General features: G+C 58.4%; 10 protein-coding genes. 1 reads left to right on the forward strand and 9 read right to left on the reverse strand.

Translation table 11 applies throughout. The features are described 5' to 3' along the window. Window position 1: 1 nt before the first annotated feature. From PV433_RS26260 to PV433_RS26275, 4 genes are all read right to left on the reverse strand, one after another. Window positions 2-2,383 (reverse strand): Sip1-related alpha-galactosidase, encoded by a 2,382-nt coding sequence (locus tag PV433_RS26260; RefSeq protein WP_332074995.1) that lies wholly within the window; start codon window positions 2,381-2,383, stop codon window positions 2-4. 809 nt (window positions 2,384-3,192) lie between these two features. Further along, window positions 3,193-5,274, reverse strand: coding sequence for a glycosyl hydrolase family 28-related protein (locus PV433_RS26265; protein WP_332074996.1), 2,082 nt, complete (start codon window positions 5,272-5,274; stop codon window positions 3,193-3,195). 151 nt (window positions 5,275-5,425) lie between these two features. Beyond that, window positions 5,426-6,508, reverse strand: a complete 1,083-nt coding sequence (locus PV433_RS26270) for a sialidase family protein (RefSeq protein ID WP_332074997.1) — start codon at window positions 6,506-6,508, stop codon at window positions 5,426-5,428. Window positions 6,509-6,742: 234 nt separating this feature from the next. Beyond that, the gene (locus PV433_RS26275; protein WP_332074998.1) at window positions 6,743-8,041 is read right to left on the reverse strand and encodes an alpha-glucosidase/alpha-galactosidase; all 1,299 of its coding nucleotides are present in this window, start codon (window positions 8,039-8,041) and stop codon (window positions 6,743-6,745) included. A 127-nt stretch (window positions 8,042-8,168) separates the two neighbouring features. Between PV433_RS26275 and PV433_RS26280 the strand changes: the two genes are divergently transcribed. Continuing rightward, complete coding sequence (locus PV433_RS26280; protein ID WP_332074999.1) at window positions 8,169-9,074, forward strand: AraC family transcriptional regulator; 906 nt, start codon at window positions 8,169-8,171, stop codon at window positions 9,072-9,074. 207 nt (window positions 9,075-9,281) lie between these two features. On the opposite strand, the gene PV433_RS26285 is transcribed toward PV433_RS26280, so the two are convergent. The 5 genes from PV433_RS26285 to gabT all read right to left on the reverse strand — a co-directional run bounded on the left by PV433_RS26285 (window position 9,282) and on the right by gabT (window position 17,431). Further along, entirely contained in the window at window positions 9,282-10,619 is a 1,338-nt protein-coding gene (locus PV433_RS26285; protein ID WP_332075000.1) for an ABC transporter substrate-binding protein, read from the reverse strand. 877 nt (window positions 10,620-11,496) lie between these two features. Next, window positions 11,497-12,351, reverse strand: a complete 855-nt coding sequence (locus PV433_RS26290; RefSeq protein ID WP_332075001.1) for a hypothetical protein — start codon at window positions 12,349-12,351, stop codon at window positions 11,497-11,499. Window positions 12,352-13,189: 838 nt separating this feature from the next. Further along, window positions 13,190-14,605 carry an NAD-dependent malic enzyme gene (locus tag PV433_RS26295; RefSeq protein WP_332075002.1) on the reverse strand — a complete coding sequence of 472 codons (1,416 nt, stop codon included), beginning with the start codon at window positions 14,603-14,605 and terminating at the stop codon, window positions 13,190-13,192. A 33-nt stretch (window positions 14,606-14,638) separates the two neighbouring features. After that, window positions 14,639-16,045 carry an aldehyde dehydrogenase family protein gene (locus PV433_RS26300; RefSeq protein ID WP_332075099.1) on the reverse strand — a complete coding sequence of 469 codons (1,407 nt, stop codon included), beginning with the start codon at window positions 16,043-16,045 and terminating at the stop codon, window positions 14,639-14,641. 33 nt (window positions 16,046-16,078) lie between these two features. Then, on the reverse strand, window positions 16,079-17,431 hold the full coding sequence (gene gabT, locus PV433_RS26305) for a 4-aminobutyrate--2-oxoglutarate transaminase (RefSeq protein ID WP_332075003.1): 1,353 nt from the start codon (window positions 17,429-17,431) through the stop codon (window positions 16,079-16,081).

The raw sequence follows: 17,431 nt of genomic DNA on the forward strand, positions 1-17,431 counted from the left end.
GCTAGCGCTCTATAGCCGCAGCGGCATCCGGTCCATACTCGATCCGTACGGTCACTTCGCGTCCCGGCTCTCCGTCCGCCGCCGGGCAGACGATCGTGTATAGGACGGACATGTCCTCGTCCTCCTCGATCACCGCAGGCTTTTCGTTTACGAAAGCGGCCGCCGGTTTCCTCTCCGAGACGAACGCAAACGTCCCTCCGTCCTTCAGCCGGACGGTCGCGGTTTCCTCGTCGTATTCGGCGCTAAGCACGGCGTCGGAAGCTACGAGCTTGTCAGTTAAGCCGATGGCCGTGAACTCGCCGGTCACCGGGACGATCACATACAGCTCGGCCTCAAGCGGCGACAGCCGGACCGGAATCGACTCGCCCGCTTGCAGGCGGTACGCCTTCTTCCGGAACGAATCGAACGCAATATACGACGATCCTTCCAGCAGCGGGATATCTCCCGGGCCGACGCGGCCTTCGACGGCGCACCGGCCGTTGTAGACGTGAAAAGCGGCCACGATGCCGGCTCCCCCTGCCATATTCCATACTTTAAAAGCTTGCGGCGTTATGAGCGGATCGACAGTCAGCCATTCCTCCGTCGGCTGGCCGATCCGGTCGCAGCGGATGATTTTGCCGTCTCCGTAAATAAGCGGGCGAATGATATCCGGCACCGTCTGCCCCGGGCCGTCGCTGAAGTAGACCGGTCCTCCGCTTACGGCGCGCAGCGTCATATGCGGAACCGCGTCGTGATGCCCCGTCCAGAACATATCCCAGTCGCCCCAATAAAACGGGCCGTGGTAGACCGAGTTGTATGCGTTTTGCAGCGCGTGCTCCCCGAACCCGTCGGCGATTTTCGGCAAAAAGTCGTTGCTGCTTCGCGAGACGGACGACAACGGACGATGCCATACGTTCTCGGAAGCCATCCCCATGCAGTTGATGACACAGCCTCCGAAATGAAGGGCGGCCGACGCTTCCAGTCCGGTATGAACGGCATGAGCGGTGGCCGCGATCGACCGTTCGCCGCCCATGTAGGCGTACAGCGAGCTTTGATTGTCCACCTTGACGAAATCGATTCCTTGCCTCTTGAGCTTCGAGTGCCACATATTCCAAAAGCCGAAATTTAAAGCCGCATCCGGGTGAGGAATCCATCGGCCGCTGCGCGTCCGGTGCACATACGGTCTTGCTTCCGCGTGCGCTTCGCCCTCCGGATCGATGCCGCCCCAGTAACCGGCGATATTGTGCCAGGCTCCGACCCAGCGGATGCCGTGGTCCCGCTTCAGCCGGCTTACGGTGCGGGCGAGACCGCCGGGAAATTTTCGTTTATCCGCCCCGAATGCGGCCAGCTTCCGCTCCTTCACCTCCGACCAGCCGTCGTCGATCATAAACCAGCGGACCGGCAGGCCGAGCCGGCGAAGCTCCGCCGCCTTTTCCATCAGCCCTTTTTCGTCCACATCGGCATAAAAGGCGTCCCAGCTGCACCAGCCGACATATTCCAAGATGTCCGGGTAGGCTTTGCGCGTTCGCGGACTTCCCCCCTTGTGGCGCGCGGCAAACCCTTCGTCCGCGGCGGCGGAGGCCAGCCGGAACGGATCGGTATCCGCTCCGAGCACGAGAGCGGCCGTACGGATCGTCTCGTGCCCGGCCTCGCCGGAGGAGACGAGCACGGTCAGCCCGCCTTCGGAGCCGGCCAGATCGGTCCGGTACAGCTCGTCGCACAGCGGCAGCATATACCCGTAACCTGCGCCGGTTTTCCACAGCAGCGATTGCATGCGGGGCGGCAGCCGCCGTAGATCCGGATCGAAGTGAGGACGCGTCCACCATTCCTTGTGCCTCGCGGCGGCAAGCAGCCCTTGCAGGCCGGACAGCTCCCGGAACGTTAGGCGGATTCCCCCTTCGGTGGCGAATGTCCGCTGGGCGTGATAGGCCGTCTGATTGCGGATCGACGCTTCCACATGCACCGCCAGAAAGGCCCCGCGCTGCCGCAGAACGAGCCGTGCGGCAATCGCTCCGTCCACGCTGCCGAACGTGAGCCGGTATTCGCCGGAGTCCGGCCGCGCGGCGCCTTCGCCAGTTCCATTGCCACGGTCGGTTGCGTCCGCGCTTGTGCGGGTTTCTGCACAGTCGCCGGCCGTGTCTGCGCTTACGCGGGCTTCTTCGACGCAGCCAGTTGCGTCGGCAATTGTACGTGCTTCGTCGCCGTCACCAACCGTGTCTGCGCTTACGCGGGCTTCTTCGACGCCGTCTTCGTTCTCATTCGTCCGGCACAGCTGCACGTCCGTCAGCGTCAGCGCAACCGCCGGCTCCCCTGCGACCATCGCCTGAACGGACAGCCCGCGCAGTGCGATATCCGGCACACCTTCAAATTGAAGCGACGATGTTTGTTGATCGAACAAAAACATGAATGTGTGACTCTCCCTCGTTTTTTCACCTGGATACCAAACCGTGTTTTCTGCAATTGCAGCTTACCTGTCGACACTTTTAACGATAGACGTTGCAGCACCTTCCGACAATAGCACGATGTTTTGATCGGATGGAACTATTTTGCGCATCATGAGACTGACATTCCGGCGATCCGGTCATCGTCGCTGGAGATCGGCCGGCAGTCAGGCGCAATTTAATGCTAAGCTTCCTCTGCTGACTCTAGAATGAGATAAGAGTCTTTAGCGCCCGCTATAGTCGGCCTATCGGGAAATCTGGAGCGAATAAAGGCGGTTTGTAACCCTTATTTCGACCGACTGGTGAGGTCAGCTTCGTTTTCGCGGATAATAAGCGTTGCAAACCGCTTCTCCCGTAACCGATGTAATCCGTGAGCAAGCTGCTGCTCATATTCGGCTCTATCTACCAATCTATCTTCGTATCTATCTACCAGTCTATCCGTCCATCCTCCCCATGAGCTGGGAATGCACAAATGCAAAAAGGCCAGCCGCATAAGTCCGGCTGACCTGACGATCCGAAAGAGGAGCTGCATAGCTGTCGACCAAACGCCTTACTTTCCGTACAGCGCTCAATCACCTGGCGCTTGGCAACCGATCAAACACGGCTGTCCAAGCTCGGTCACCGAGCGGCACAAATAAGGTCTCCTCGGTCCCTGCGCTGCCCCCAGACGGTTATCCAACCTATGGCGCCAAGCCGCACAAATATAACGTCTCCTCGGTCCCTGCGCTGATCCCAGCCTGCTCCGCTCCGGCGGCAATGCCGCTCCCCTTACTCAGGACAAAGCAACGATCGCGCCGCTGCCGTCTTTGAATTTCAGCTTCGAATCCGCCCAGTCGATAAAGATCGACCCGTTCGGAATGGCCGCCGCCGCACTCGGGATCAACGAAATAAATTCGCCGTTCAGCGCCTTGGCGTTGACATAGCCGTTCTGCAGCGTCTCCTTGCCGGTCCTGTCCCCGACGGACAAAGCGCCTTGCCAGGACGCACGCATGAGCGGTTTCATCGCCCCGTTCGACAGCGCATTGAACAGTAGATCGGCTTTCTCCGCCCCAGCCGACGAGCTTTGCTGCATCGCCACCATTTCGGCATACAGCGTTTTCTGGGCGGACGCGTTGTGCGTATACAGCTTCATCCCGAACGTATCGGAGGCTGCATTGCGCTTGTACGTTTCCGCATATTTCGGTATGCCCGGCTCGATGACGTCGGTCGTGTCCGGAGCCGTGTTGACGATAAAGTCGCCCGACTGGTTGAAGCCGTAATTATCGATCAGCCGGGAATTCGCCGACGCATTGTAAATGCCGTGTTTGTGCGCCGCCCCGTTCGGTACGGTCGTGCGGATCATGTTGCCGGACACCAGATTTTGCGCGCCGGCCCCGATCGAGATGCCGCTGTACAGGGAGCCGTCGATATCTGCCCGCTTGTTGGGGGACATGATGTAATTGTTTTGCACCATGGACTGGGCCAGGTTGGCGAAGCGGATGCCGTCTTTTTTCGGATAGGTGATGACGTTGCCGGCAATGCAGCCGTTTTGCAGCAAAGCCCCTTCCGCCACGATGCCGTAACTCATCTGGGGGGTGGCGTCGCTGACCGGCTTGCTCCAATTCAAATTTTGCGAAGCCGCGATCAGGTTGTTGCAGATCTCGTAGCTTTGCTGGTAAGCGATCGTGCCGCCTTCGGAATGGACGATGCGGATGCCGTCGCCGAAGCAGCCGTAGATCTGATTGTCGTTAATTACGCTGCTGTCGACCGGCCCCTGATAAAAACCTTTGCCGAAATCGGACATGTTGCCGATCACTTGGTTGCCGAACGCCCGGATCGACGTAAACCGGATGCACCAGGATTCCGCCCCCGGGGCAAGCGCCGATCCTCCTCCGCCCATCGAATGGAACCGGTTCTGGACGAACCGGTATCCCCGGCAGTGCGCGTTCGTGTATGGGTCGACGATAACGCCGTTCACGCTGTTCGAGAAAATGTTGTAATTGAAAAAGACGTTGCGGCCGACGCAGCGGATGCAGTCGTTCAGCTTGAAAAACCCGCAAAACTGGATGTCCGCGTCCAGATTGGACAGCGTCTCGGCCCCCGAGCCGTCGGAACGGTCGATCAGGACGCCGTTTACGGTCGGTACGAACGGGCTTTGCCCCGGAACGCCGTCTCCGTCCAGCTGGATGCCCTTCATGCATAACGAGTAATTCTTGGCCCGGATCATCCAGATTCCCGGCACGGTGCAGAGAATACGCGGGGTGTACTCCGCCTTGAAGTCGGAGAACAGCGTCACCTCGGGATGATTCACGTTCAGCGTTGCGGTAATCCGGTACGACCCCTGCGGAAAATAAATATGGCTCCTCGCTCCGCCGGCATCGATCGCGCTCTGGATCGCCGGACCGTCGTCGGTGACGCCGTCCCCCTTGGCCCCGAACCATCTGACGTTCAGCGGCCCGTCGAACAATCGCTTGAAGCGGGCGCCCGCGGACGAAACCAGCACCGTACCGCCGTTGTCGGCGGAAGCCGTATCCCCCGGCACGTAGACGAAAGGACCGGCGCGTTTGTCGTCGGTGACGTAGTAGACGCGCCCCTCTTCCGGCACGATCGTGGAACGCAGCTCGCCAATCGTGACGGACAAGCAGCAGTCCAGTCCGTTCGGGCCTTGCGCTCCGCAGCCGTAGACTTGATTCGTGACCGTGGCTCCCGCTCCAAGCACCGTACTTGTTGTGCCGCCCACAACGCCTCCTACGGCCAGCGCCGCTCCCGCCAGCCCGAGCGAGGACAACATCGCTCTCCTCGACAACCGTTTGGGCTGATCGGCAGCCCCGTGTTCTTCAATCGGCATTTCCATCGGTTCGCGTTGTTCCGTCATATCCGCAAGCCTCCCGTTTCATAAGATTTAGCGATCCCGGATTATATGTAGCAAAACCCCGTCGCCGTTGCTGGCTCTCCCGGTGTTGGGCCAGCCTTGCGACCCGTGCCGGGTCACTCCCCGCATTTGCAGTACGGACTTCGACTTCCGGTTAGTCCCCGTTATGCCCAACAATATCGACCAGCCTGCCCCAGATCGAGAACGGGTTCGGATTCGGAAACCCTCTGGAGAAATCGAAGTGCCAATTCGCTCCGTTGTCTCCTGTCAGCAAAAACTGCCGCTCACCGGTTACGGCGATGCCGGTATAACCGGTCGTCGTGCCCTGGAAGTTCTCCGCGAACGAGGTCCAGCGCTCTCCCGTCCCGTCCGCCGACAGCAGCAGCCGCGTATTCGGCCTGCCATAGCTGAGCACGAGCATCCCGTCCGGGAGCAGCCGAAGCGCCGGCAGTACGCTGTGCGTATGCTCCTCTTCCTGTCCCGGCAGCCGCTCCGGCACGCTCCACGTCAGTCCGTCGTCCGCCGAGCGGGACTGGTACAGCGGCTTGTTGCTGCCGATTCGCATCACGCACAGCAGCGAGCCGTCCGACGTTCTCGCAACAGCCGGCTCGCAGTACCCTTCGGGCCCGACCTCCGGATCGTAGGCGATCGTAGACACGATGTTCCAATGAATGCCTCCGTCCGTCGACTGCGCCCATACGGTCCGGTACTTCGTATCGGCGGCGAAGTAACCGTACAGCGCAGCTCCAAGCACACCGCTCCCCATATCCATCACCCATGTAAAAGCGAACCCGCCCCTGCCCGAGCCGGCTACGATACATTTCATCGGCTCCGGGGCGACCAGCTTCCCGGCCGTCGTCGTCCACGTCTCCCCGCCGTCGGCGGACTGCACCCACCGGACCCGCTGCTCGTTCGAGATGTCCCCGCCGATCATCTCGGTGACGAACGACGGCCCTCCGATCGCTCCGCCGGCCAGCTGCACGAGCGAGATCGGAAACCACTCGTGGGACTGGTAGACCGGCCAGGTCCGCCCCAAATCGTCGGAGATCCGCACCCCCACCGACGGGGGGACATGGGCGTCGTCTTTCGTCTGGCTGTAAAACACGAACAGCCTCGTATGGGAGCGGCCTCCGTTGTCCACTTGAAACGAGGCCGCCGCGGGAAAGGCGCACATGCGGTCCCCTTCCGGCTTATCTACGATAAACGAATCGTTCATTTGAAATTCGTACATGGTCATCTTGCTGTTTCCTCCCTAACGGTACGTACTGGTAAATCAATTGATTTGATTGGTGACCGGCGCCGGCGGCGCCGAACGCGGCGGCGTCTGGATCACTGTGCCGCTGTGCGGATTCTCCGGGCTGCCCGAAAGTCGCACTCCGGATCGCCGGCAGCATGGTTCTAAATGGAGACAGGAACCCGGCTCCTATTGACGCGGGTTCCGATCAGCCGGTATCCCCGGTCCGTCCCCGGATTAATGATAGGCCGGCAGCCAACCGCCATGCCGCTCGATCAGCTCGTCGCACATCGCCACGATCTCGTCGATCGACAGCTCCGCGGACGTATGCGGGTCCAGCAGGGCCGCCTGATAAATATGCTCCTTCTTGAGCGTTATTGCCGCTTCGATCGTCAGCAGCTGGGTATTGATGTTCGTCCGGTTCAGCGCGGCGCATTGCGGCGGCAAATCTCCGACATACGTCGGCGTCACTCCGCCCGAATCGGCGATGCAGGCTACTTCGACGCACGCTTCGCGGGGCAGATTCGTGATCAGCCCGGTATTCATCACATTGCCCCCGAATTTGAACGGAACGTCGGTCTCGATCGCATCCAGAATGTACGAGATGTACTCGTTGGAACGTGTATGCGTCAGCTCCTTGTTGCCGACTAGCTCCTCGCGCATCGTCTTCCACCGGTCGATCGCCCAGACGCAGCGGCGCGGATATTCGTCCAGCGGTATGCTGAACTTCTCGATTAATTCGGGATACTGCCGCTTGATAAAATACGGGTGGTATTCGGCATTATGTTCGGACGACTCGGTTACGTAATAACCGAACCGCAGCATCAGCTCGAACCGGACTCTGTCGAAATGTTTTTCCTGCTGCTTTAAGGCGGCGCGGCGCTTAATTTCGGGGTACAAATCTTCGCCGTTTCTCGTAATTTCGAGCAGCCACGCCATATGGTTGATGCCGGCGATTTTCCACTGGACACCGGTCCCGTCCATCTCCAGATGCTTCAACAGCCGGGACGCGCACACCTGAACGCTGTGGCACAGGCCGACGGTTTTGACCCCTCCGTACGTATTCATCACATTCGTCAATACCGCCATCGGATTCGTGTAGTTGAAAAACAAAGCGTCCGGACACACTTCCTGAATATCCCGGGCGATGCCGAGCATCACCGGAATCGTGCGCAAATTGCGGAAAATGCCGCCGATTCCGACCGTATCGGCGATCGTCTGACGCAGGCCGTATTTGTTCGGCACTTCGAAATCGGTGATCGTGCACGGGTCGTAACCCCCGACCTGGATCGTGTTGATGACGTATTTCGCCCCGCGGAGCGCTTCCTTCCGGTCGCCGTACGATTTGACGGTGCAGCCGGATCCCAGCTTGACGATCAAATGATTCAGCATCCGGTCGGCGCCCTTCAGCCTTTCCGCATCGATGTCGAACAAAGCGAACTCGAATTGCTGCAGCGATTCCACCAGCATGCAATCGCCCAGCACATTTTTGGCGAACGCCACGCTGCCCGCCCCGATAAACGTCATTTTGTTCATGTTCCATTCCCTCCGAAAATATATGTGTATGTTGTTTTTTACTCTATCCTTCTATGAAAATTCAATCTTATATTCGCTGTCACATTTGCTATAATATTGATGAAAATAGCAAATTCCCGGAAGCGAGGTGGAACTAGTGCTGTTCCCGCATGAGTCATGCAGCCGCAAGCGTTTTCAGTACCGCTACCTTACCCCATCGACATTAAGCATGCGCCTAGGCGGCATCGGCTGGGAATATATCACTTCGCCGAGTTATCGCTGGGACGGTATTCAGCGGCCCGACGGTGAAAGCGCTATCTTCCAGTTCACGCTGTCCGGTCAGGGAGCGATCCGCTACGGCGACCGCGAATATGCCGTGCCGAAGCATTGCGGCTTCCTCTGCACGCTGCCGAGCGATCATCTGTACTACTTCGACGAATCGTTCGGCCATTGGGAGTTTCTGTTTATTGCCGTACGCGGCGAGGACGCTATCCGCCACTGGCTGTCGTTGATCGAGCGGTTCGGTCCGGTCGTCTCGTTCGAGCAGCACCTGGAGCCGATCCGCTACATCAGCGAGCTGTACTCGCTCATCTACAACGATACCGAGCTCGACAAATATTACGTCTCATCCCAGCTCTACCGGTTCGTCATGGAGCTGAACCGCATCTCCGAAGGCTACGATATTGTAGAGTTCAAAGATTCGCCCGAGCCGGTCCGGATCGCGATCCGCTATATCCAGTCCCAATACGCCGCACCGCTGTCGCTGGACGATATCGCGGCTAACGCCGGGCTGTCGAAGTATCATTTCAGCCGGGTATTTCTTAGCAAAACCGGGATTCAGCCGATGCAATATTTGCGCAAAATCCGCATCGAGAAAGCGTCGGCGCAGCTCGCGCAATCGACCAAATCGATCGAGACGATCGCACGCGAGACAGGGTTCGACAACAGCAACTATTTCATCCGCGTCTTCAAATCGATCGTCGGCTTGACGCCGAATCAGTACCGCCTCAGCCTGGGCGACGACTCGGTGCACGCTCTCCGTATCGAGAAATGAACGGCTGCTGTTCCGGTGAGGGGAAGCGTCTTATGCCGGAAAGCTCCTGCCGAATGCCGGCCTGCCCGAGCAGCCGGAATGATTGGGCGGCTTATCGGCTGCAGCGAGCCCCCTTTCCTTTCCTCCGAGCTCAAATCCCGGCTCTCCCCGCGCCGCCGCACGGCACGACTGCAACTCGCGGCTTGCATTATGACGCTTCCGCTTACGTCACTTACTCTTCTCCTTCGCCAGCTCCTGCTTCAGTTTCTCGTCCAGCTGCCGAAGTCCGGTGTTGATATCCACCTTCTCCGACGCTACGTCGTGGAACGTCTGGGCCATCGAATCCTGCTGGACGACCGTCGGCACGTTCGCCAACCCGGCTTTGCGTTTCGGTGAATACGGCGACCATTGCTCGTAGTAGAACAGCGCTTTCGTGTTTTTTGGTTTCAGATCCGGCCGGTCTTGTCCGAATGCGTCCCTGATCGATTTGTTTACAACGGTAGGCAGCATTCCTTTTTTCGCGTCGCTGAGCTGGACCTCATCCGAGACCATGGCGGCGATGACCTGGAACGCCTCCTCCTTATGCTTGCTCGTCGCGGAAACGGACCAGTAGGCCGACCCCCTCCACGTCAGCGTCTTCGGGCCCTGCGGCAATACCGGGTAAGCGACCATATCCCATTCGATTTCTTTCGGAATCGGGGCATATTGGCTGTACTGGTTGACCTGCATCGCCACATTTCCTTTATTGAACGCATCGTTGATTTCGGCCGGGCGGGTCGCCGCGATCTTGTTGTTCGGCAGCTCGTAAAACCGCTTAAAGTTGCTGAACAGCGGCTTCCACTTCTCCGCATCGAACAGCTGGTCGGCAGCGGGATCGAGAATCGGATAACCGTACGGGTTATCCCGCAGCATCGACATGATGTTGGCGCTGAAGCCGCGATACGTTTTGTCGCCTTCCGCTCTGCTCATTTTTTTGGCGATCTCGAACACTTCGTCCCAATTCATACCGTCCTTCGGGTAGGGAACGCCGAACTGATCAAACAAGCTTTTGTTGTAAGTGAGCACCATCGGAAAATAGGGCGGGTACGGCAATCCGTACAAAGCGCCCGTCTGGCTCGCATCGATCATCTCCTGGATGAACGGGGCGTGGAACCGGGTCAGATCGTAATTGGATGATTTGACGAATTCGTTCAGATCCGTCGCAATTTTCAGGTCGATATAGTTGTTTTTCAGGTTCGGCACATCGGTCCGGATCAGATCGGGCGTCTCCCCCCGCGCGACAAGCTCCGGCAACGAATTGCCTTTATCCGGCGGGATATAGTTCAGCGTAATATGCGGAAACTTTTTCTCCAACACGCTTCGGAACCTGTCGTTAAACTCCTCCTCCTTGACCCCGAGTCCGAAGACGGACAGCGTGATCGGGTCCTTTTTCGCTTCCTCCGCCTTGGGCGGGGCGGCGGGCTGGGGTTCCGCGGTGCCGGGCTGCCGGCTTTCGCCGCCGCATGCGGATAATGCCGCCACCGTTACGCCGAGCATAAGGGCGGACCCGATTGCTTTGAATGACATGGTCATGACCTCCTGATGGAATGTGTTCGAGCTGCATCGTGCCGGACAGCGGCAAGTCTTGTCTTCAAAATGCCCATGTGCGAACATATGTTCGTTTCGAAAGTGAACACCACCCCCGACTTCCATATCTTAGTGTGATTTGGAAGCTTGTTTGTTTCCCCGCCTTTTTCGAAATCGCTTACAATTGCGCGGCTTGGTAAAGAATTGCTGGCCGCTGAAGAGGGGGAACCTCACGCCCGGTTCTCTTCAGCGATGGGGAGAAGATCTTGCTCCTTACTAGGATTATACGAAATGCACCGGCTGCGAAATATAGGAGATTGTTTTGATTGGATAGCAAATTATTGCTCCGTCTCGCGTTTCGCCGCCCTGGCTGGTTAGGGGAAGAAAAGCTTTTATACGAAGCCTCTGCCACGGTGCATGACCATGTATTAGAGCGGGCATTTCCTCGTACAGAACCTCGCGGACCTTTGGGGGAGCGACTCGATGTAGCGGCAGCTCGAAGCAGCGCATTGAATGCGAGCGAAGATACAAACCGCTTCTATTCGGCTACCCACCGTCCCTATGCTGGGGGTTCCGTTTCGCAGACAACTTAATACGTTACTCCCAAAATAAAAAAACGGCCGCTTCTCCCGGTGAGAGGCGACCGCTTGATATTTATCGCTTGTTAGTTGGTTAAGTTAGTTGGTTAGTTGGTTAGTTGGTTAATTGGTTAGTTGGTCTGTTGGTTAGTTGGTCTGTTGGTCTGTTGGTTAGTTGGTCTGTTGGTCTGTTGGTCTGTTGGTCTGTTGGTCTGTTGGTCTGTTGGTCTGTTGGTCTGTTGGTCTGTTGGTCTGTTGGTCTGTTGGTTTCTTGGTTTGTTGGTTTGTTAGTTAGCTGGTTACTTGACTTGCATCACGAACAGATCCGCATCCTTCAAACGGAACCGGAAGCGGACGCACCTTCCTTCAAGCGCACCAAGTCCGGCCCCCGACTTCCACGTGACCTCCCCCTGCAGCTCGTCTCCGTAAAGCGGTTCCATATCGGCAAAGGACAGATTCTCGATCGTCCGGTCCTGCTCGTCCAGCACTTCGGCCCGGATGGAGCCCGCGACCGATGTCGAGTAGTTGAGGAACAACCGGCTGCCGGTAAATCGGACCGGCCTCGTCGTGAATTCGCCTTCCTCATATCCGGCATGGACGGAGGCGAAGCCATGCTTCCGGACGGCGTACCGGTGTAAATGGGCCGTCTGCCAGCGGTAATTTTCCGTCAAGTAAAATGATAATTCGGTATCGCTCTCCACGCAGCCGTAAGCGGTCGCCATGTTGCGATCCGTCCAGTTGCGCCGGTCTAGACCCGGCCGAATCCAGCCCTCGAGGAACGTCCGGTCCCAGTTCACCCCGTCCCGGCTCGTCATAAATACGGCATCGCTTAGCCCGTTGTAAGGATGCTCCGCCACTTTTTTCCTCGATTCGATGAACCTCATCGGAAATGACACGTACATATGCTCCGCCTGCGGACATAAGATCGTCGCATTCGTGTAGAAGTGCTCAAACGGCACGCCCTCGGCATAGCGGTTCAACTGCTGCGGCTCCCAGTCCACGAAGTTGGCCGACAGAGCGCTTTGGACGCCCTGGATCTTGTCCGGCGTAAAGTAACGGTTGTAGCATCGGTACATGCTGCGGTTCGCGTCCCAAAACGCGATATTTTGCGAATCGAAGGCGCCGTTCGTCATGATCGGCTCCTGCTGTTTCATCGTCCAGCGGAGGCCGTCCTCGGATACGAGCCCGTGCAGCGCGGCGCGGTTAGAACTCAGACGCCCTTATTACGTCAACATGCTGCAGTTTGAGAAGGTAATGAACTCCAGAGACGTTATTTCCTCCTCTCGAGCACATTTCTACGTCGTTTTTACTCCATAAGACCGCTGGAGTTCGTTAGATGAGAATAGTGGTGTTTTTACCGCAATAAGAGCGATGGGGTTCGTTAGCTCGATGACTTCGGCGGGGGATGGGGAAGTCCACACCTATTGAAGTTGCACATTTGCACTCGCGCTTGCACCCGCACTCGTATTGGCACCTGCACTCGCACCCCACTTGCATTCGCACTCGCAGCCAGCTTACGAACTCAGACGCCCTTATTACGTCAACATGCTGCAGTTTGAGAAGGTAATGAACTCCAGAGACGTTATTTCCTCCTCTCGAGCACATTTCTACGTCGTTTTTACTCCATAAAACCGCTGGAGTTCGTTAGATGAGAATAGAGGTGTTTTTACCGCAATAAGAGCGATGGGGTTCGTTAGCTCGATGACTTCGGCGGGAGATGGGGAAGTCAGAGCACCTAGTGTGGTTTCGGCCGTTGTATGCCTAATTCAGCACCTAACGTGACTTCGGCGGACGTATGCCTCATTCTCACTCCTAGCGTGACTTCGGCTCACTTATGCCTCATTCACACTCCTAGCGTCATTTCGGCCCACTTATGCCTCAATTCACACCCAACACAACCAAACAAAAGCCCCCCGACCTTAACCGTCGGGAAGCCGTTTTCCATGCTGTACCATTTCCTTCAAACCCGACGCCTAGTCTTCCAGCCGGCCGCTAGTTGTCCTCGCGGAACTCGGGAGGGATTCTACGGGCTACGTTCGTCTCGATCGCCGCCTGGATGACCGCTTTGCGGATAAGCGGCACGATCTTGTCGTTGAAGATGCTCGGAATAATGTATTGGTCGTTCAGCTCTTTGTCGCTCACCGCGGAAGCGATCGCCCAAGCCGCGGCCAGCTTCATTTCCTCATTAATGACCGTGGCCCGGCAATCCAGCGCCCCCCGGAACATGCCCGGAAAACAAAGCACGTTGTTGATCTGGTTCGGATAATCGCTCCGACCGGTCGCGAGGACCCGCACATGCGGTTCGGCCAGCTCCGGCTCGATCTCTGGCTCGGGGTTCGCCATCGTAAAGACGATCGGGTCGCGGCCCATCTTTTGGATATCCTCGACCTTCAGCACCCCTTTGCGGGAAACGCCGATAAAGACGTCCGCTCCTTCGATCACGTCCGACAGAGCGCCTCGCTTCATCTGCGGATTCGTTCGCTCCGCGACCCAGGTCCACATCGGATTCGGATAAGATTCGCCCCGGCACAAAGCCCCATCGCGGTCGACCGCGATCACATCCCGGACGCCTGCCGCCAGCAGCATCTTGAGGATTGCCGCCCCAGCCGCTCCGATTCCCGTCACGACGACGCGGATGCCGTCGACCGGCTTGCCGACGATTTTGAGCGCATTCAGTAGCCCGGCCAGAACGACGACAGCCGTGCCATGCTGATCGTCATGGAAGACGGGGATATCCAGCTCCCGCTTCAACCGTTCCTCGATCTCGAAACAGCGCGGCGATGAAATATCTTCCAGATTGATGCCGCCGAACGCCGGAGACAGCAGCTTGATCGTGCGGATGAGCTCCTCCGTGTCTTTGGATGCGAGTGAGATCGGGAAGGCGTCGACTCCGGCAAGCTGCTTGAACAGCATCGCCTTGCCCTCCATGACCGGCATCGCCGCTTCCGGACCGATGTCCCCGAGCCCGAGCACGGCCGTTCCGTCGGTGACGACCGCTACCGTGTTGCGCTTGATCGTCAGCGAAAACGCACTGGCCGGATTGTCTTGAATCGCCAAGCACACTTTCGCCACACCCGGCGTATACACTTTGGACAAATCTTCGCGCGTCTTGATCGGCATCTTCGGCATCATCTCGATTTTCCCGCCCAGATGGGCCAGAAAAGTCGGGTCGGATACGTTGATCAAGGAAACGCCCGGCACGTCCCGCAGCCGGTCTGTAATGTCCTTGGCGAGAACGCCCACCAGATTCACAGTAATATCCCTCGTGGTCGTTTCCTTGCCGGCATGAATCATGTCGACGGCGACTATATCGCCGCCCGCTTGCCCGATCACCTCGGCGATAGCCGTGAAGGAGCTCGGCGTTTTGGCCAGCTCGAGCCGGATAATGATACTTGTATTGGAAGCCACTCCGATCCCCCCTTTATCTTGTCCGCCTGTCTGTTACAGCTTGATGCAGACCAGCTTCAGCTCCGTCATTTCTTCGACCGCGTATTTGACCCCTTCCCGGCCGAATCCGCTTTCCTTCACGCCGCCGTACGGCATGTTGTCGACACGGAACGTCGGGAAATCGTTAATCATCACCCCGCCGACCTCAAGCCGGTCCGCAGCCCGCATCGCGGCTTGAATATCGCGGGTGTAGATGCCGGCCTGCAAGCCGTAGCGGGAATCGTTGATCGATTCGATCGCTTCGTCCAGCTCACGGAAGGGAGTCAGCGTAACCAGCGGTCCGAACACTTCCTGGCAGGAGACCGGCTCATCCCCCGGCACTCCGGTCAGGATCGTCGGCGGGAACAGCCCGGGCGCGAGCATCTGTCCCCCGGTCAATACGACGGCCCCTGCAGCAACGGCGCTGTCCACCCAAGCTTGCATGCGCTCCGCTTCCTTGACGCTGATCATCGCGGACAGGTCGGTGGCCTCGTCCAGAGGATCGCCGATGACGAGCTTCTCCGCCGCTTCCTTAAACTTTTCGGCAAATTCGCCGTATTTGCTCTCATGAACGAATATACGCTGGATCGAAATGCAAACTTGTCCGCTGAACGAGAACGCTCCGACGATACACCGGTCGATCAGCTCCGGGGTAATGTCCGCCGTCCCGTCGATGATCAAGCCGGAATTGGAGCCGAGCTCCAGGGTGATCCGCTTGAGACCCGCCTTTTGCTTCATCGCGATTCCCACCTCCGGACTGCCGGTGAACGTAATCGCGGCAACCCGCGGATCTTGAACCAGCTTCTCGCCGACTACGGAGCCTTTGCCGGGAACAATATTAAGCGCTCCGGCGGGAAGCCCCGCTTCCGCGAACAAATCGGCAAGAGCAAGTGCGGACAGCGGCGTTTGCCCCGCCGGCTTGAGCACGACCGTGTTGCCTGCCGCAATCGCCGGTCCCACTTTGTGAGCTACGAGGTTAAACGGGAAGTTGAAGGGAGTGATCGCCCCGACTACGCCGAGCGGCTTGCGCTGCGTAAAGGCGATCCGTCCCTCCCCGCCCGGCGCCGCGTCCACAGGAACGGTCTCGCCATGAATGCGGCATGCCTCCATGGCGGCGAATTTATACGTCTGAATCGTCCGGGCGATCTCGCTCCGCGCGGTGCGGATCGGCTTGGCCGCTTCCAAAGCGATCAGACGGGCCATCTCTTCCTTGCGCTCCTCCAGCAAAACGGCCGCTTTCTCCAAAATCGCGGAACGCCGAAACGCCGGCAAAGCCGCCATCACAGCCGCCGCTTCCGAAGCGGCGCGAATCGCTTCCCCGGTATCCGCATCGTCCGCTTGCGCGACCTCGGCAATCTTCTCGCCCGAATACGGAGAGCGGAGCTCGACGTACGACGACGCCTCTTTCCATACCCCGTTCATGTACAAATGCTTCACGGCTCTCTCCCCCGTTCTTTATTCGGCCGTTGCCATCGACACGGCCAGCGACCCGATAATATCCAGACCTTCCTGCAGTTGATCGTCGGTTATGACAAGCGGGGTCAGAAAGCGGAGGACGTTGCCGTGGACGCCTGCCGATAAGAGCACGACGCCGTTTTCGCAGCAAGCTTTCGTCAGCCTGGCGACAAATTCCTTGGCCGGTGCTTTCGTATCCGGATGAATAAATTCCACGGCGCACATCGCCCCGAGCCCGCGAACGTCGGCAATCAGCGGAATTTTAGACTGCAGCGACAGAAAATACGACCGGATCGTTTCGCCGATGACGCGGGAACGTTCGACCAGACGGTCGCGCTCCATCAGCTCGAGAACGGCCAGCGCCGCCGCGCAGCCCAGCGGGCTGCCGCCGTACGTGCCGCCGATTTCCCCGGGATTCGGGGCGTCCATCACGTCCGCTCTGCCGACGACCGCGCTGATCGGCATGCCGGCCGCAATCGACTTGGACAGGGTGATCAGATCCGGTTCGATGCCGAAATGGGTCGAAGCAAACATTTCGCCCGTCCGGCCGAAGCCGGTCTGAATCTCGTCGGCGATAAACAAAATGCCGTGTTTGCGGCACAACTCATAGATCCCTTGAACGAATGCGGCGGGCGGCACGATAAAACCGCCTTCGCCCTGTACAGGCTCCATGATGACCGCCGCAATGTCCTCGGGGGCCGCCTCCGTATATAGAAAATCCTCGAACTGGCGTACGCAGTGAAGCGCGTAGTCGGTTTCGCTCATTCCTTCCGGACGATGGAGCGGATACGGGTACTGCGCCTTGTACGTAGCCGGCGCGAACGGGCCCATCCCGAACTTGTAAGGCTTCACCTTGCTCGTCAGGGACATGCCCAGCAGCGTGCGGCCGTGAAACCCCCGGGAGAAGGAGACGATCCCGCTGCGGCCCGTAAATTTGCGGGCGATCTTGACCGCATTTTCCACCGCTTCCGCACCGCTGTTCAGAAACATCGCTTTTTTCGGAAACCCTCCCGGCGTAAGCAGCGCCAATTTCTCGGCCAACTCGACATAAGGCTCGTACATCGCAACATGGAAGCAGGTGTGGATGTACGCTTCCGCCTGCTTCTGGATCGCCTGCACCACTTCCGGCGGACAATGGCCGGCATTAATCGTGCCGATCGCCCCGGCGAAATCGAGATACACGTTGCCGTCCACATCGGTAAGCAGCGCTCCCTCCGCTTTGTCGACGAAAATCGGCGTATTGTTGCCTACCCCTTTCGGCGCGGCAACCGCTCTCCGCTCCAGCAAAGCCGCCGTCCTGTGACCGGGAAAAGAAGCCTGCATCGAAACAAACCGTCTCGTCTTGGTGTCCAT

Source organism: Paenibacillus sp. GYB004 (assembly GCF_036577605.1).
Classification (GTDB): Bacteria; Bacillota; Bacilli; order Paenibacillales; family NBRC-103111; genus Paenibacillus_AB; species Paenibacillus_AB oceani.